General features: G+C 40.8%; 9 protein-coding genes. 7 read left to right on the top strand and 2 right to left on the bottom strand.

Features of this window, described 5'->3' with window-relative positions; all coding sequences use genetic code 11:
- Nucleotides 1–122: 122 nt before the first annotated feature.
- Both PIECOFPK_RS04075 and rpoN read right to left on the bottom strand, forming a co-directional pair.
- The gene (locus PIECOFPK_RS04075; protein ID WP_330973132.1) at nucleotides 123–1,037 is read right to left on the bottom strand and encodes a PfkB family carbohydrate kinase; all 915 of its coding nucleotides are present in this window, start codon (nucleotides 1,035–1,037) and stop codon (nucleotides 123–125) included.
- A 138-nt stretch (nucleotides 1,038–1,175) separates the two neighbouring features.
- On the bottom strand, nucleotides 1,176–2,675 hold the full coding sequence (gene rpoN / locus PIECOFPK_RS04080; RefSeq protein WP_330973133.1) for an RNA polymerase factor sigma-54: 1,500 nt from the start codon (nucleotides 2,673–2,675) through the stop codon (nucleotides 1,176–1,178).
- Nucleotides 2,676–2,890: 215 nt separating this feature from the next.
- Here rpoN and PIECOFPK_RS04085 point away from each other — a divergent pair, with 215 nt between their 5' ends.
- The 7 genes from PIECOFPK_RS04085 (at nucleotide 2,891) to PIECOFPK_RS04115 (ending at nucleotide 16,099) form a co-directional block, all read left to right on the top strand.
- Nucleotides 2,891–3,490: an RNA polymerase sigma-70 factor gene (locus PIECOFPK_RS04085; RefSeq protein WP_330973134.1), complete on the top strand. Its 600-nt coding sequence runs from the start codon at nucleotides 2,891–2,893 to the stop codon at nucleotides 3,488–3,490.
- 69 nt (nucleotides 3,491–3,559) lie between these two features.
- Nucleotides 3,560–4,621, top strand: coding sequence for a FecR family protein (locus tag PIECOFPK_RS04090; RefSeq protein WP_409966570.1), 1,062 nt, complete (start codon nucleotides 3,560–3,562; stop codon nucleotides 4,619–4,621).
- A 125-nt stretch (nucleotides 4,622–4,746) separates the two neighbouring features.
- On the top strand, nucleotides 4,747–8,004 hold the full coding sequence (locus tag PIECOFPK_RS04095) for a SusC/RagA family TonB-linked outer membrane protein (protein ID WP_409966571.1): 3,258 nt from the start codon (nucleotides 4,747–4,749) through the stop codon (nucleotides 8,002–8,004).
- A 17-nt stretch (nucleotides 8,005–8,021) separates the two neighbouring features.
- Nucleotides 8,022–9,575, top strand: coding sequence for a RagB/SusD family nutrient uptake outer membrane protein (locus tag PIECOFPK_RS04100; protein ID WP_409966572.1), 1,554 nt, complete (start codon nucleotides 8,022–8,024; stop codon nucleotides 9,573–9,575).
- 157 nt (nucleotides 9,576–9,732) lie between these two features.
- The gene (locus PIECOFPK_RS04105) at nucleotides 9,733–11,433 is read left to right on the top strand and encodes a glucoamylase family protein (RefSeq protein ID WP_330973138.1); all 1,701 of its coding nucleotides are present in this window, start codon (nucleotides 9,733–9,735) and stop codon (nucleotides 11,431–11,433) included.
- A gap of 20 nt (nucleotides 11,434–11,453) precedes the next feature.
- Complete coding sequence (locus PIECOFPK_RS04110; protein ID WP_330973139.1) at nucleotides 11,454–12,803, top strand: glucoamylase family protein; 1,350 nt, start codon at nucleotides 11,454–11,456, stop codon at nucleotides 12,801–12,803.
- 191 nt (nucleotides 12,804–12,994) lie between these two features.
- A complete protein-coding gene (locus PIECOFPK_RS04115; RefSeq protein WP_409966573.1) occupies nucleotides 12,995–16,099 on the top strand; it encodes a SusC/RagA family TonB-linked outer membrane protein in 3,105 nt (1,034 codons plus the stop codon).
- Nucleotides 16,100–16,134 lie beyond the last annotated feature (35 nt).

Genomic DNA, 16,134 nt, shown 5'->3' on the forward strand with positions numbered 1-16,134 from the left:
CATGCAAACGTTGTATCCTGTTTCGTTATTTACCGACTTTTTTTGTGCATTTACCGATATAAAAAAGGCCTTATCTGTGTTGATAAAGCCTTTTGGGATGTAAGATATTGTAAATATGATTATTAAGATTGATAATGTGTTAGTTCGCGAAACTGTTGTATGCGATGGCTAATATCGTCCTTTGTAATTTCTTTGAGACGTGTGGTTCCGAATTTCTCCACACAGAAACTAGCCAGTGCGCTTCCTGCAATTACGGCAGTTTTCATGTTGTCAAAGGAAATATCGCCGGTCTGTGCTAGATAGCCGATAAAACCTCCGGCAAAGGTATCTCCAGCGCCGGTAGGATCGAAGACTTCTTCTAGCGGAAGGGCAGGAGCAAAGAATACTTTATTGCTGTCGAAGAGCAACGCTCCGTGTTCTCCTTTTTTGATAACAAGATATTTGGGCCCCATGGACAATATTTTTTTGGCAGCTTTCGCCAGCGAGTATTCGGCAGTAAGCTGACGAGCCTCACTGTCGTTTACCAACAGCACATCAATTTGGCTGATCACTTCCTCCAGCTCGGGCAGTGCCACATCCATCCAGAAGTTCATGGTGTCTAAAACAATCAATTTGGGGCGATTCTTCAGCTGATGGATTACGCTTAACTGTATGGAAGGAGCTAGGTTGCCTAGCATTAGAAACTCGGCGCCTTGATAGCTGTCGGGAATTACAGGTTTGAAATCGGCCAACACATTGAGCTCGGTTACCAATGTATCGCGGGTGTTCATATCCAGATGATATCTGCCAGCCCAGAAAAAAGATTTTTTGTTGGAAACAATTTCCACGGCTGCAGTATCTACCCCGCGGCTACGCATCTCTTCCAATTCTTCGGCGGGAAAGTCGTATCCCACCACGGATACCTGTTGTACGGGTTTTATAAAATTGGCAGCTGCATACGCTATATAAGTGCCCGCACCGCCCACGATTTTATTGGATTTTCCAAACGGGGTTTCAATATCGTCAAAGGCCATAGAGCCTACTACTATAACAGACATACTTTGTTTTTGATATTTATTAAAACTTATTAAGTATAATTATTATGGCTGCAAACTTAGTATTATTTGATAAACCCCAATTGATTTTGGTACGGTTCCGTAATGACCGAAGTCATTTTTTTAAATCGGGAAAATAATTTATACCAACTCTTTTCTGAGTCGGGCTACAGGAATATTGAGTTGTTCGCGATATTTGGCCACGGTACGGCGTGCGATGTTATAACCTCTTTCTTGTAGTAATTCAGTAAGTTTTTCATCACTCAGCGGATGTCTTTTGCTTTCTGCCTGAATCATATCGCTCAGAATTTTCTTCACTTCGCGTGTAGATACTTCTTCACCACTATCGGTGCTCAGAGATTCGCTGAAGAAGAACTTGAGACGATAAGTGCCGAACTCCGTTTGTACAAATTTGCTGTTAGCCACGCGACTTACCGTGGAAATATCGAGTCCGGTTTTTTCGGCAATATCTTTTAAGATCATTGGTTTGAGAGTTGTTTCATCTCCGGTGAGGAAAAACTCTTCTTGATGCTGCATAATAGCATTCATAGTTTCCAGCAATGTATGCTGTCTTTGCTTAATGGCATCGATAAACCATTTGGCGGCATCTATTTTCTGCTTGATGAAAAGTACTGCTTCTTTTTGTTGCTTGTCTTTTTTTGATCCGCGGCTGTATTCTTTCATCATGTCTTTATACGACTCGCTGATGCGCAGCTCGGGTGCATTGCGACTGTTGAGCGTGAGTTCCAGCTTACCATTGTTATTCATGATGAAGAAATCGGGTACCACATAGCTTTCGGCTTTATTCACAGAGCCTATATTGCTACCCGGTTTGGGATTGAGCTTTACAATCTGCTGAATCACTTCTTTTAATTCATCTTCGGTAAGATTAAGGCCGCGTTGTATCTTTTCGTAATGCTTTTTAGTAAACTCATCGAAGTATTTTTCGATGGCGAGTATAGCAGTATCAACATCTTTACCCTCTTGTTTCAATCTTCTTAATTGCAGCAGGAGGCACTCCGGCAAATCTCTTGCACCCACACCGGGTGGATCGAACTGCTGAATTAAGCCGATGATTTTATCTACTTCCTCCACATTTGTGTCAATGTTTTGTCGGAAGGCAAGGTCGTCCACCAATGCCTGTGAATCTCGGCGCAGGTATCCGTCTTCGTCAATACTACCAATAATATGTTCAGCTATTTTTCTTTCAGTGTCGGATAAGGATAGCATTCCGAGTTGCGAAACCAGGGTATCGTAAAAACTGGCTTCTGTTCTAATAGGAATTTGACGACTTTCGTCATCATCTTCACCATAATTTTCGTCGCGGGTTTTATAATCCGCAATTTCTCCATCGTCATCATGCAAATATTCAGTAACGTCGATGTTTTCATAATCTTCGACACTACCATCCTGTTCCTCATAGGTGTCCGCTTCTTCTTCCTGCGAGGCGAACTCATCATTAAATTCATCTTCGTCCTTATGGTGTCCCTCATCAAGTTCCAAGGCTGGGTTGGCTTCCAACTCTTCTTTTATTCTTTCTTCCAGATTAGCAGTAGGAACTTGCAGCAACTTCATGAGCTGAATTTGCTGTGGGGAAAGTTTCTGTAATAGCTTTTGTTGTAATGTTTGTCCTAATGCCACAGGTCGTTAGTTTTTAAAAAGAAGGTCGTATTTACAAAAATCAAGCCGATTTGCAAATATACACACTCTCAACGGGATTGGTTTGCGTTATTGCCTTATAATTTAGCTATTAAGATGTTAATATAATTTAACTCGGACGCGGCAATCCGCCATTTTTAAAGATGTCACAATGAAATGTTAAAAAGGTGTACCTTTATAAAATATTTTAGATTGCTATGCTGGAGAAAGGTTTAAAGGTAGAGGCGGAGGGGTTATTAAAACTGATTGATAGGGGTGATGAAGCCGCTTTCGCAAAGCTATATACATTGTATAGTAAGCGACTGACTGCTTTTTCTATTTCCATACTGCAATCTTCGGAGATGGCTGAGGAAGTGGTGGAGGATGTTTTTGTGAAGTTGTGGAATAAACGTGGCTCATTAGTGAGCATTGATAATATATCCGTATACCTATATATTGCTACCAAAAATCAAACGCTCAGTTATTTGTCCGATAAAGCCAAGAAGTTGATTACAGCTCCTTTCGATGATCTTAATACATCTATCGAGGCGATACATCAGGACCCACACTCCTTATTAATTTCTTCCGAGATGCTGGCTCGTGTAAACGCAGCCATAGAGGCATTACCACCCCGTTGTAAAATGATTTTCAAGCTTATCAGGGAAGATGGACTAAAATATAAAGAAGTTGCAGCTATATTAAATATATCCGTCAATACGATTGATGCACAGATGGCTATAGCTGTTAAGCGTATCTGTCAGGCTATGGGTATTTCAAAGAATGCAATAAAGTTTCCTCGAGAAAAAGAAACTCTTTAAAAAACTTTTTTTTGCCTTTAGTAGATTTTCTGTTTTCCCCAGTCTTTATAGTATAAGGGATGATTGTACATGAACAATACTGAGGACATATGGGGATTAATGGCCAGATGCGCTTTTAATGAGGCTACTAATGAAGAGCGAGATTTGTTGCAACAATATCTGCATGAAAACCCGCATTTGCAGCAACAGTATGCCTGGTTATTACAAATATTAGAAAGTAAACAAGAATTCGATAGCCAACATAAAGAGCCCGAGATCCGTACCGTACAGAGGATACTGGAAAAGGCTTCCCGCGAGCAAGAGCATAATGTTTTAAGAATAAGAAAAATTCGGGCTAAGAGAGTTTGGGCAGCAGCTGCCAGTGTTTTAATCATTATAGGCCTAGGCTATTTCTTAAAACTAGGCAGTGGGGAGCGGGAGCCTATTACCAGACCCATTGTTACTAATGCCGCACCTATGACCGATCCTGTGATGTTGGCAGATGGTAGTAAGGTGTGGTTGAATTCAGATTCCAAGCTATTTTTTGAAAGTGATTTTAATGGAGCTACCAGAGAGGTAAGATTGGTAGGAGAAGCGTTTTTTGATATTGTCAGGGATACCCTCCGGCCTTTTATTGTTCACGTCAATGAGCTTAATATTAACGTACTGGGCACGGCATTTAATGTGAAAAGTTATGAAGAGGACACGGAAATTCAAACGACCCTGTATCGGGGACTAATAAAAGTGACCAAAGATAAGGATGATCGCTTTCATCCAATTATGATGTATCCCAACCAAAAAATGGTAATTCCGAAAAAAGTACTGACAAAAGAGTATATATCGGTTTTAAATAATGTGGACGTTATTTCGTTAATATCTGTAGACAGTACGATTCAGGAGGAGGAACGTGTTGAGACAGCTTGGATTTACGGCCGTATTGATTTTAAAAGCGAATCGCTGGAGCAGATTGCTCGAAAAATGGCGCGCAGGTACAAGGTTAAGTTTGTATTTGAAGATGATGCGGTAAAGCAATTAAGTTTTACAGGATCATTTAAGAATGAATCTTTGGAAGCGGCACTTCGAGCATTGCAAATGGCCAAATCTTTTAGCTATAAGATAAAGGCTGATGAAGTTATCATTAGTTCTAGATAATACGATGAAAGAAACTTTTACTGTAAATGGAAGCACACTTCGATATAGTTAAGGTTAATAAAAACTAAGGCCGAAAAACGATTTCGATAGAATGCTACTTCCATTTGAGAGCAGGACTTGCTAATATGAAACTAACGCTTGCATTGATACTTATGTGTATGCTGTATCTGCCCGTAGAAATCATCGGGCAGGAACGTATCAATTTGCAGGTAAAAAAGATGCCGATTGCTGAAGTATTAGCTTCCATAGAACAGCAGACAGGTTATCGATTCTTATATAGTGATGATTTGCCGGCTTTGAAAAACAAGATAACGTTGAATGCCAAAAATGCCAATATCAATCAGGTGCTGGAAGAATTGGTAATGCACACTCCGTTGACCTTTAATAGTTTGCCGGATAAGCTCATTGTGATTAAAGAGGATCCGGCAAAAAAAGATATTAAAGTAACAGGATTGGTGTATAATGAAAAAGGTATACCTATTCCCGGAGTATCAGTGCAGGTAAAAAACACCACCATAGGAACCGCTACCGATTCGGTCGGAAGATTTTCACTTATAGTGCCCGACGGGAATGTTGCCCTAATTTTTACATCTATAGGATATAACTATAAAGAAGAAGCGCTTAATAATAGGAGAGATCTTAATATATCACTGGTTACGGCGGCACAAAGTTTGGAAAAGGTAGTAGTAATAGGATACGGTACACAGCGCAAGAGAGATTTAACAGGCACCATTACTTCAATAGGAGGAGACGATATTGCAAAAATGCCCAATACTAATCCCATTAGTTCTTTACAAGGAAAAGTTGCGGGACTTACAATTGTTAATAGTGGTCGGGCGGGAGCTGCGCCTACCGTGCGTATTCGTGGGGTAAACAGCACAGGGAACTCCGATCCGTTGTATGTGGTGGATGGAGTATTTCAAACCAATATCGACTATCTGAATCCCGGAGATATTGAAAGTATCGAAGTATTAAGAGATCCTTCTTCTATAGCCATCTTTGGATTACAGGGAGGAAACGGGGTGATTATCGTAACTACCAAAAGAGCTGCCAAAGGTCAAACCAGAGTTTCATTCCAGAGCTCAGTGGGTATACAGAAAGTAGTGAACAAAATAAAACTTACCGACGCTGAGGGATTTAAAAAGCTTTACGACATGCAGTTGCAAAACCTCAATGCGCCTGCATTTGATTATACTAATTACACAGCTAACACAGATTGGCAGGATCTCATTTTTCAGCATGCACGTATTAATAATAATACGCTTACAGTAGCGAATAGCAGTGAAAAGTCTGCTACGTTATTTAGTCTGGGATACAATGTGCAGGAGGGGGTGTTGAAATATGATAAGTATAAAAAATTAATAGTTCGTCTTAATCAAGAGCTACGTATTACCGATAATATTAAAATAGGTGGAGATGTTACAGGATTTTACTGGAAGGAAGATGCGCCTACCACGGATGTAATCAGTTATGCATTAAGAGCGGCGCCGATTGTTCCGGTGCAAGCCGACGAAGATTTATATTATAGCATGCCAAGCTTTCAACGGGCTCAGATTGCTAATCCTGTTGCAAGAATTAATCAGTTTAAAAATAATGTGATAAGAGATGGCTACAGGGCTGTCGGAAATATTTTTGCAGAAACAAAAATCTTAAGAACATTTACGTGGCGTTCTTCATTCTATGCCGATTTGGGCTTTGATAACTTAAGAGGTTATACACCGTTGCCATATCGGTATATTAATCTGGGAGAAAAGGGAGGCGCTACGGATACAACGTTTAATAATCTTGCAAGAACCTCAGTAACGCAAGAACAGGTACAAACGAGAAAATTTCAACAGGATCATACACTCACTCTTTTTAAGAAAGTAAACAAACAGCATATTACAGGATTAGTTGGTTTTACTACCTTGTTTATAGGTAGTACAAGAGTGGGGGGAAGTAGAACCGATACTATTTTGAATATTCCGCGCGATCCTGACTTTTGGTATCTCGATATCGTAAACCCCAATAATCCATTGTCTAATCTTGGCAATGGAACTGAAGAAGCTTTCATGTCTTTTTTTGCCAGAGTCAACTATTCCTATGCCAATAAGTATCTGCTAAATCTAAGTTATAGACGCGATGGGAGCTCAAAGTTTTCCAAGGCCAACCGGTGGGGTAATTTTGGCAGTATAGGACTCGGCTGGGTCCTCAGCGAAGAAGCGTTTTTAAAGAAGATATCAAGTATTGATTTTTTGAAATTGCGTGGTGCATGGGGTACGGTGGGTAGCGGTATGGGATTGCCACCTCATCTATACTTGCCAGGGGTTACTATACGTAGTTCAGGCGTTTTTGGAGATCGGGTTTATCCGAGTGTTACACCCGAATATGTTCCGGATCCCAATCTGCATTGGGAGGTAGTGAGAGGTATCGATGTTGGAATAGATGCTAGATTGTTGAACAATCGTCTATCATCTGAGATTACTTTTTATGATCGTACCACCAAAGATATAATTACGAACATTACGCTTCCAGGAACTGCAGGCAATTATACGTACAAAACCAACTTGGGAACTATTGCTAACAAAGGACTTGAGGTTACCATAGGCTGGAGAGATAAAGTGGGAGATTTTCGTTACGGTATATCGGCTAATTACAGTTATAACAAGAATAAGGTTACATCTATTGGCGATAATATCAATTTTGAAATATTAGGGAATAATGGTGCAAACAGAACTGCTACAGGGCTGTCCATTGGATATTTTTACGGATACCGTCAGATAGGTATATATCAGACTGCATCGGATTTGGAACGAATGCCTGTTCTTCCTACATCCAGAGTGGGCGATATCGCATTTGAAGATGTAAATAATGATGGCCTTATTGATTCGGATGACAGAGTTTATCTGGGAACTCCTTTTCCTCCTCATAACTTCGGAGGTGCTCTGAATGTGGGTTATAAGGGATTGGATGTATTAGTGGAAGCACAGGGTGTTGCGGGTAATAAAGTGTATGTTCAAAGACGTACCGCCACTTTTGCAATACTTAATTATGAGGTGAACCGATTGAATGCCTGGAATGGGCCAGGTAGCACCAATGTAGAGCCTATATTGGATGCATCCCGCGGGAACAACTATCTGTTTAGTAGCTACTTTCTGGAGCGGGGAGATTATTTACGCGTCAGGATGCTGCAGATAGGATACAATATACCTCAGAAACTGTTGCAGAAAGCAACTATTAAACAGTTGCGGGTATATATAAGCGGACAGAATATTGTTACGTTTTCAAAAACTACAGGATATACACCGGAAGCTCCATTAGGCGATCCTATTGCTGCAGGCGCTGATAATGGATTGTATCCTGTGCCTGCTGTGTATTCTGTAGGATTGAATGTTGCATTTTAGTTTTTTATCAGTATCGTATGAAATCTTATATAACATATACTTGCTTTTTAAAACTGATGATGTGTCTCTTAGTGACATCGTTGGTTTGTGCAGGTTGTAAAAAAGGATTTCTGGATCGTAACCCACAAGGAAAATATACCAGTGATACTTATCCTTATCCGAGTGGTACGGGCCCCTATGATACTTATCTATTTGCAATATACGCGGAGCTACGAAGCTTTAATGTGCATAGTCAGGCGTTCATTTGTGCTACAGGAATAAGAAGCGATGATGGCGATAAAGGAAGCACCCCTTCTGATGGCGGTGCTGATGCTATTGATATGGATAATTTTCCCGTACAACCCAACAATATTTTTGTGAATACGCTTTGGGTGGGATATTATAATCTAATTAACAAGGCTAATATTGCCATTAGTCAGATAAGGAATAGTAACACCGTCAATGCTTCTGAAGAAATTAAAAAACAATCAGAGGGTGAAGCAAGATTTTTAAGAGCGTATGGCTATTTCATGTTGGTGCGCTTGTTTGGTAGAGTGCCATTGATCGATCAAGTGTTTGATGATCCTGCAGCGCAAAGTAATGTACCCCAAAGCAGCCCAGAGCTGATATACGCTTTTATTGAAGAAGACTTGAAATTTGCCGCACAACACTTGCCTCTTACTTGGGATGCGGAAAAGTTTCCTGGTAGACTTACAAAGGGCGCAGCTAACGGTTTGCTGGCAAAAGTTTATTTAACTCAAAAGAAATGGGCTCAGGCAATGGCTACCGCGGACCTGGTAATGAAATCCGGTCAATACAATTTGAATACTCCGTACGACAAAATCTTTACCGAAGAAGGTGAAAACAGCTCCGAGTCTGTATTCGAGGTACAAGCTACAGCAAGTTTTGTAACTCCCACTGCCAATGGTGTGCAATACGCATCCATTATGGGTGTACGAGGTACTGGTAATTGGGATATGGGTTGGGGGTGGTATACGCCCAGTCGCAACTTGGATACTTCGTATGAGGCCGGAGACCCGCGTAGAAGAAGAACAATATTGTATACAACCGGCGATAGTGCCATATCCCTATATGGAGAAATTTTACCAGCTGGTTTACCTAACCTCATGTATAATCATAAAGTACTGACCAGTCCAGTAATGAGAAGAACCGTAGGTTCCTTATCAGGTAATTGGATGAATATTAGGATACTTAGGTATGCTGATGTGGTATTGATGTATGCGGAGGCAGCCAATGAACTGGGAGGCGCGGCAAATATCGCTGCTGCACGTACTGCTTTGAACACAGTAAGAACACGTGCACGAGGCGGCAACAATAGTATATTACCTGATATTACTACCGATAATCAGGCTGAGTTACGTGAGGCTATTCGGCGAGAACGTAGGGCCGAACTTGCTATGGAGCATGATCGATTTTTCGATTTAGTTCGATGGGGCATTGCTGAACAAACTTTGCATGCTGTGGGGAAAACCAATTTTCGTAATGACAGGGATGTATTGCTACCGATACCCAGAACCCAGATTGACTTAAGTAAGAACGTATTGACACAAAATCCGGGCTACCCGAATTAAAGTAGAAGACTGTTAGCGTTTTTTAAAATATAAGGAAATGATTTTTTGTAGTGAATGGTTACTGTTGTTGATATATAAGAATGCGATAAATCGATAAGCCATTGCAATTTAAAACTGATAAGTATAGAAAAATATTTGGGAGAGTATAATGATGCATATGTATAAGAGATTTGAAAATAGTATTGTTTGTTGCATGCTTATTGCATCATTGCTTGTTTATTCCTGCGGGAGTAAGAGTGATGTTGTAGCGCCGCCGCCCTCAGTCGACCCAAAGGTGCCCACCCTTAACAATGTTACTGTTGATGGTGTAAATCTTAATAACGCTCGTTACAACATTAGTCTGAAACCTCAGATTAAATTGAGCTTTTCGCAACCATTAGCAGCCTCATCTCTGAATGCCGTATCATTAGTTACTGCAACAGGCTCTATGGTATCTGTTAATAAAGCTCTTTCTAATAATGATTCGGCCATCATTTTACAGCCGGTAAATAATCTGTCATTCCTGACCCGGTTTAATATCATCGTAAATCAGGATGTTCAGTCTGTATCAGGTGGAACTATGACTGGAGGTTTCACAGGTAGTTTTGTAACCAAGATGGATTCTTCGCGCAAGTTTCCGAAGATTTCAGATGAAGCTTTATTCGATACCGTTCAGCGCAGAACGTTGAAGTACTTCTGGGACTTTGCACATCCTGTTTCCGGCCTAATACGTGAAGGTACTAAGCATGATTCTAAGATTGTCACCACTGGAGGCTCCGGGTTTGGAATTATGGCTTTGCTTGTTGCAGCAGAGCGAGGTTTTAAAACCAAAGCCGAGGTGCTACACCGATTGCAGACCATGATTGCTTTTTTGAAAAATACGGCACAGCATTTTCATGGGGTGTATCCACATTGGCTAGACGGTAGTACAGGCGAGGTGATTCCTTTCAGTTCCAATGATAATGGCGCCGATCTGGTAGAAACTGCTTTTTTGGTGCAGGGATTATTGTGTGCTCGACAGTACTTTGATGGCATGACGGCAGAGGAGGTACAGTTGAGGGACGATATCAATACTATTGTCAACAGAGTACAGTGGAACTGGTTTCAGAAGGAAAACGATAATGTGTTATACTGGCACTGGAGTCCTACTGTTTCATGGGCAATGAATCTTAAAATTCAAGGGTGGAATGAATGTTTGCTTACCTATGTGTTAGCTGCCGGTTCAGAAAATTATAGTATCGCCAAGTCGGTATACGATAATGGTTGGGCGCAAAACGGAGGTATCCGAAACGGTACTATTTATTATGGTTATACTTTGCCCTTGGGACCTAATTTAGGCGGGCCGCTATTTTTCGCGCATTATTCATTCTTAGGATTAAAGCCTTATGAACTTAGCGATGCCTATGCTGATTATTGGACGCAGAATCGCCATCATACGTTGATCAATTATAATTATTGCAAAGCCAATCCTAAAGATTATTACGGCTATAGTGATTCGGTGTGGGGATTGACGGCTAGTAACATCCGAGGAGGCTATGCTGCCAGTTCTCCTAGTAATGATCTAGGTTATATTGCTCCTACGGCTGCAATATCATCTATGCCGTACACACCCGAAGAATCGTTGGCGGCTTTGCATTTCTATTACTATGTTTTGGGCGATAAGTTGTTTAAAGAATATGGTTTTGTGGACGCGTTTACACTCGACGTAATGAAGAATGATGGACCATGGTTTGATGATGCTTTTTTAGCTATCGATCAGGGACCCATCATTGTGATGATCGAGAATTATCGGAGCGGCTTGCTATGGAATTTGTTTATGAGTGCTCCTGAAGTGAAAAACGGATTATCGAAGCTGGGTTTTAATGCTCCGGGATTGTAGAATAATAAAAATTGTAAAAGATGATGAGGATTTTTTGTATTAGCATTCTTTTTATTGTTACAGGTTTTTCGTCTTTCTCACAAAAACCTGCTGTAAAGAGCCATGCTATTCCGTACACGTTGAAGATTGATAAAAACATTTCGGATTCGGCATTGGTAGATTTGGTACAGAAGCAAACCTTGCGATATTTCTGGGATTTTGCACATCCTGTAAGCGGTATGGCCAGAGAGAGAAGCAATGAGGCGTTCCATTACGGACATGAAGTGGTAACCACCGGAGGTACAGGATTTGGTGTAATGGCCATTATTGTGGGGGTGAATCGTGGATGGATCGAACGAGATACAGCTGCTCGCTTTTTATTGAAGATGGTTAACTTTTTGTATAAGGCAGATTCTTATCACGGTGTATTTCCACATTGGCTAAATGGTGAAACTGGTAGAACCATTCCCTTTAGTCGTAAGGATGATGGGGCTGACTTGGTAGAAACTTCTTTCCTTTTTCAGGGATTATTATGCGCCAGACAATATTTTAATCAGAACAATAAAGTAGAAAGTGAATTGCGAAATCGCATCACAGGGTTGTGGAATGATATAGAATGGAACTGGTTTACACGCGATGGCCGTGATGTACTATACTGGCATTGGAGTCCTAATAACGGTTGGGCGATGGATTTTCCGATTCGTGGATTTAATGAATGTTTGATAACTTATGTGTTAGCAGCATCTGCAACACGTTATCCGGTAAGTGCCGATGTTTATCACAAAGGATGGGCGCAGAGCAGTTTTTTCAACAATGGGAAAACTTTCTATAATTATGTACTTCCCTTAGGTTTTGATTATGGTGGGCCATTATTTTTCTCACACTATTCATTTTTAGGGCTGAGTCCGCAGGGATTGAAAGACAGGTATGCCGATTACTGGCAGCAAAATCAAAACCATACTTTGATTAATTATTCATACTGTGTGGATAATCCTAAAGGATTTAAAGGTTATGGCGAAAATTGCTGGGGACTTACAGCTAGTGATACCTACAATGGTTACAATGCTCATTCGCCCACCAATGATCATGGCACTATTACACCTACGGCAGCACTTTCCGCATTCCCTTATACGCCTGATAAGTCGATGAAAGCATTGCGCCATTTTTATGTCGATTTGGGAGATCAATTGTGGAGTGAATATGGCTTTAAGGATGCATTTAATCTTACACAAAACTGGTTTGCAGAATCGCATTTGGCTATAGATCAGGGACCTATTGTTGTGATGATCGAAAATTATCGAACAGGTTTATTGTGGAATTTATTTATGAGCATCCCGGAAGTTCAGAGCGGATTAAAAAAAATAGGATTTACCAGTCCATATATGAATTGAGTTTTAGAACTGTTAACGGATAGTTGGTATCTGTACCTAAACAAAAGCTTGTATGAAAAGTAATACGATTGCGACTGGATAATCCGATGAAAATAAAATAGACTGACAGTAATTCAACTATTGGACAACGATAACCGGAAGTCTGATGTGGCTTCTGAGCTTATTTATACTATAAAAATTAAATATTATCTATGAGAACAATTCTATTTTGGAGACTAATGCTAATTATTAGTCTAACAGGAATGACGAAGCTTTCCGAAGCTTCTCTTGTAACTCATCTAACTGTTCCCTTGTATTATCAAGAGCAAAACATCGAAGTCAGAGGTAGAGTTACTAGCGATGATGGAACGCCTTTAGCCGGAGCAAGCGTTCAAGTGAAAGGGACCAACATCGGAACTACTACCAATGCTGAGGGATTTTATTCTTTAAGGGTTCCTTCTGCCGATGCGGTATTGGTGTTTTCTTCTGTGGGGCATCAGGAACAGGAGTATGCATTAAGTGGGGCAACTGAAGTAAATATTACTTTGGTGAAAACACAGGGTAGAATGGATGAAGTGGTAGTAATCGGTTATGGTACCGCCCGCAAGGGAGATGTAACCAGTTCCATTGCTACCGTTTCTCCGGAGACGTTGCAAAAAACTCCAAATGGTGCTTTGTTGAATGCAGTACAAGGTAATGTAACGGGTGTACAAATCAGCAGTTTTGGAGGTCCTGGAGATGTTCCAGAAATCAATATTCGCGGTATCAAATCACTCTATGGAGGAAGTGTTCTATACGTTGTGGATGGGGTATTCGTGGATAATATTGATTTTTTATCACCAAGCGATATTCAAGACTTCCAAATTTTGAAAGATGCTTCTTCTGCAGCTATCTATGGTTATAAAGCCGCTAACGGTGTAATAGTGATTACCACCAAAGGGGGCCGCTATAACAGAGATGCATCGATTACCTATTCAGGATACTACGGATGGCAAAGAGCCACCAATGTTATTAAGATGGCAAATGCGGAACAGTTTGTACGCTTTGCAAAAGAGTCGGGTTCCAACGCCGAAATCGAAAGTGTGAACATGGCAATAGCGCGTTACGGACGTAGCCGACTCAATCCTGAGTTGCCAGATGTTAATACCGACTGGTATAAAGAAGCTTTAAGAGTAGCTCCGATTATGAACCACGATGTTTCTGTTGATGGAGGTTCGGAAAGAGTCTCTTACTCCGTTGGAGGAAGCTTTTTCACTCAGGACGGTATATTAAATATGAAGAATAGCTATAAGCGTTATAATTTGAGACTTAAACTCGAAGCAAAAGCGAAGAAATGGCTGACCTTAGGGTCTGGTTTGGTGTATAGTAAAAGTGAGCGTTATGATGATAGCGGTCCCTGGCAAGAAATTTATTATGCTGTACCTATTTTGCCTGTGCTGGACCCCAATTATGAAGGTCAAACTGTATACTCAGCTCCTTACTCTTCTGCACGTGATATAGGTTATCGAGACCATCAGAATCCTTTTCCCAATATGTATAATATCGATCGTTTGGGAGAAAGAAGAAGAGTAACAGCAAACGTATATGGCGATTTTCATATTATTCCTAAAGAGCTGAACTTTAAAACCAGTCTTTCTTACAACAATAGGAACGATAATAACCGTCTGATGGATTTACCTTATTATATCCATGAGGCTTATCAAAGATCTTTGGCCAACTCATCCATTACCCGTTCCAATGTGCTGGAGGAAAACTATACATTCGATAATGTACTCACTTATAATAAAATTTTGGGCGACCATGATCTTACAGCCATGGCCGGTTTCTCATTCAGAGATGAAAAACTCAGCTACTCATGGAGTAAAGGTTATTTCTATGAAGGAAGTCCCTTCTCCAGAGAAAGCAAACAAACCTGGTATATCAATAATACCTCTCCCGAAACAAGAGAAACGCGTGATGCAGGGGATGGTGTTACGCCTAGCCGTGTATATAGTCGTTCTTATTTTGGTCGTTTGCAGTACAAATTTAAGAACCGTTACATCGCTTACTTTACTTTAAGAAATGAAGCAGCTAATAAGTACAACCAGCAAAGAGATATTACCCTGCCTTCTGTGGGTGTGGCTTGGATTGTTTCTCAGGAGAACTTTTTACAAGATGTAGAAGCTATCAACTTCCTGAAACTTAGAGCAGGCTGGGGTCGCCTAGCAAACGGTAACGTGCCTGTTGCTAGGGCTAAAAGTGCTACCGCTACATGGAGTGTATTTAACGATACCAGAGTGGATGGATTTATGTTCTCTACCTATGAAGATAGATTAGGATGGGAGTTTAATGAAGAGTTAAACGTAGGGCTTAACCTAGAAATGCTTCGTAGAAGGTTAACTATTGATGTGGATTACTTCGTAAAAAACACAAAAAATCTTGCTATTCCGGTATTACCTCAGGTGGGTAGCGAAACCAGTTACATGAATGTGGGTTCTATGCGTAACAGTGGTATTGAGGTATCGGTAAACTGGAGAGGTAAAATTTCAAATGACTTCGGCTATACTATCGGCGGAAACTTCAGCACACTGCATAATGAAATTACTGATCTGGCTGGCCAGCCTTTCCTAAATAGAGGTATGGCTGAGTTCCAACAAAGATTAGTAGTAGGACAGCCGTTTGATGTGTTTTATGGTTGGGATATAGTAGGGGTATATCAAAATCAAGCAGAAGTAGATGCAGATCCAGTTGCAAGAGCTGCAAATGCTGCAGCACCCGGAACTGTAAAACCAGGTTACTTCAAGTTCAGGGATGTGAACGGTGACGGCGTACTGGATGCTAATGACCGCGTTTATCTGGGCTCTCCAATTCCTACTTATTATTATGGTGCGAATCTGGGTCTGGATTATAAAGGATTTGACTTTTCTCTTCGCGTCTATGGTCAGGGAGGAAATATCATTTTAAATAGAAGCCGTGCCGAAGTGTTCAGAACTGCAGGCAGAAATATTGATGCCCAATTGGCTGAAAACAGATGGCATGGAGAGGGAACCACCAATAGCTATCCTTCTTCCGAAGGTTACAGAACCGGTTGGAACCAGAGAAACTCTCGTTTCTGGTTGGAGGATGGTAAATTCTTCAGAGTACAGAACGTACAGCTGGGGTATACCATTCCCAAAAACGATAAAATTCCTGAAATGCGCTTCAGCTTTACTGCAGACAGACCGTTCATCTGGTCTAAAAGTAAATCTACCAATGTTGAAGTGGGATTCGATGGTGTTGACTTAGATACCTACCCAATTCCTGCTGTATTTACATTAGGCTGGAGTGTGAAGTTCTAAAAATATTAGTAGCAAAAGATGAAAAAGATGTTATC

Source organism: Chitinophagaceae bacterium C216, from assembly GCA_028485475.2.
Lineage (GTDB): Bacteria > Bacteroidota > Bacteroidia > Chitinophagales > Chitinophagaceae > Niabella > Niabella composti.

Excerpts from the sequence above, each read along its gene's own strand:
- PIECOFPK_RS04095 (WP_409966571.1), top strand. The coding sequence starts at position 4,747 with ATGAAACTAACGCTTGCATTGATACTTATGTGTATGCTGTATCTGCCC.
- PIECOFPK_RS04085 (WP_330973134.1), top strand. The coding sequence starts at position 2,891 with ATGCTGGAGAAAGGTTTAAAGGTAGAGGCGGAGGGGTTATTAAAACTG.
- PIECOFPK_RS04090 (WP_409966570.1), top strand. The coding sequence starts at position 3,560 with ATGAACAATACTGAGGACATATGGGGATTAATGGCCAGATGCGCTTTT.
- PIECOFPK_RS04110 (WP_330973139.1), top strand. The coding sequence starts at position 11,454 with ATGATGAGGATTTTTTGTATTAGCATTCTTTTTATTGTTACAGGTTTT.
- PIECOFPK_RS04105 (WP_330973138.1), top strand. The coding sequence starts at position 9,733 with ATGTATAAGAGATTTGAAAATAGTATTGTTTGTTGCATGCTTATTGCA.
- PIECOFPK_RS04115 (WP_409966573.1), top strand. The coding sequence starts at position 12,995 with ATGAGAACAATTCTATTTTGGAGACTAATGCTAATTATTAGTCTAACA.
- PIECOFPK_RS04100 (WP_409966572.1), top strand. The coding sequence starts at position 8,022 with ATGAAATCTTATATAACATATACTTGCTTTTTAAAACTGATGATGTGT.
- PIECOFPK_RS04075 (WP_330973132.1), bottom strand. The coding sequence starts at position 1,037 with ATGTCTGTTATAGTAGTAGGCTCTATGGCCTTTGACGATATTGAAACC.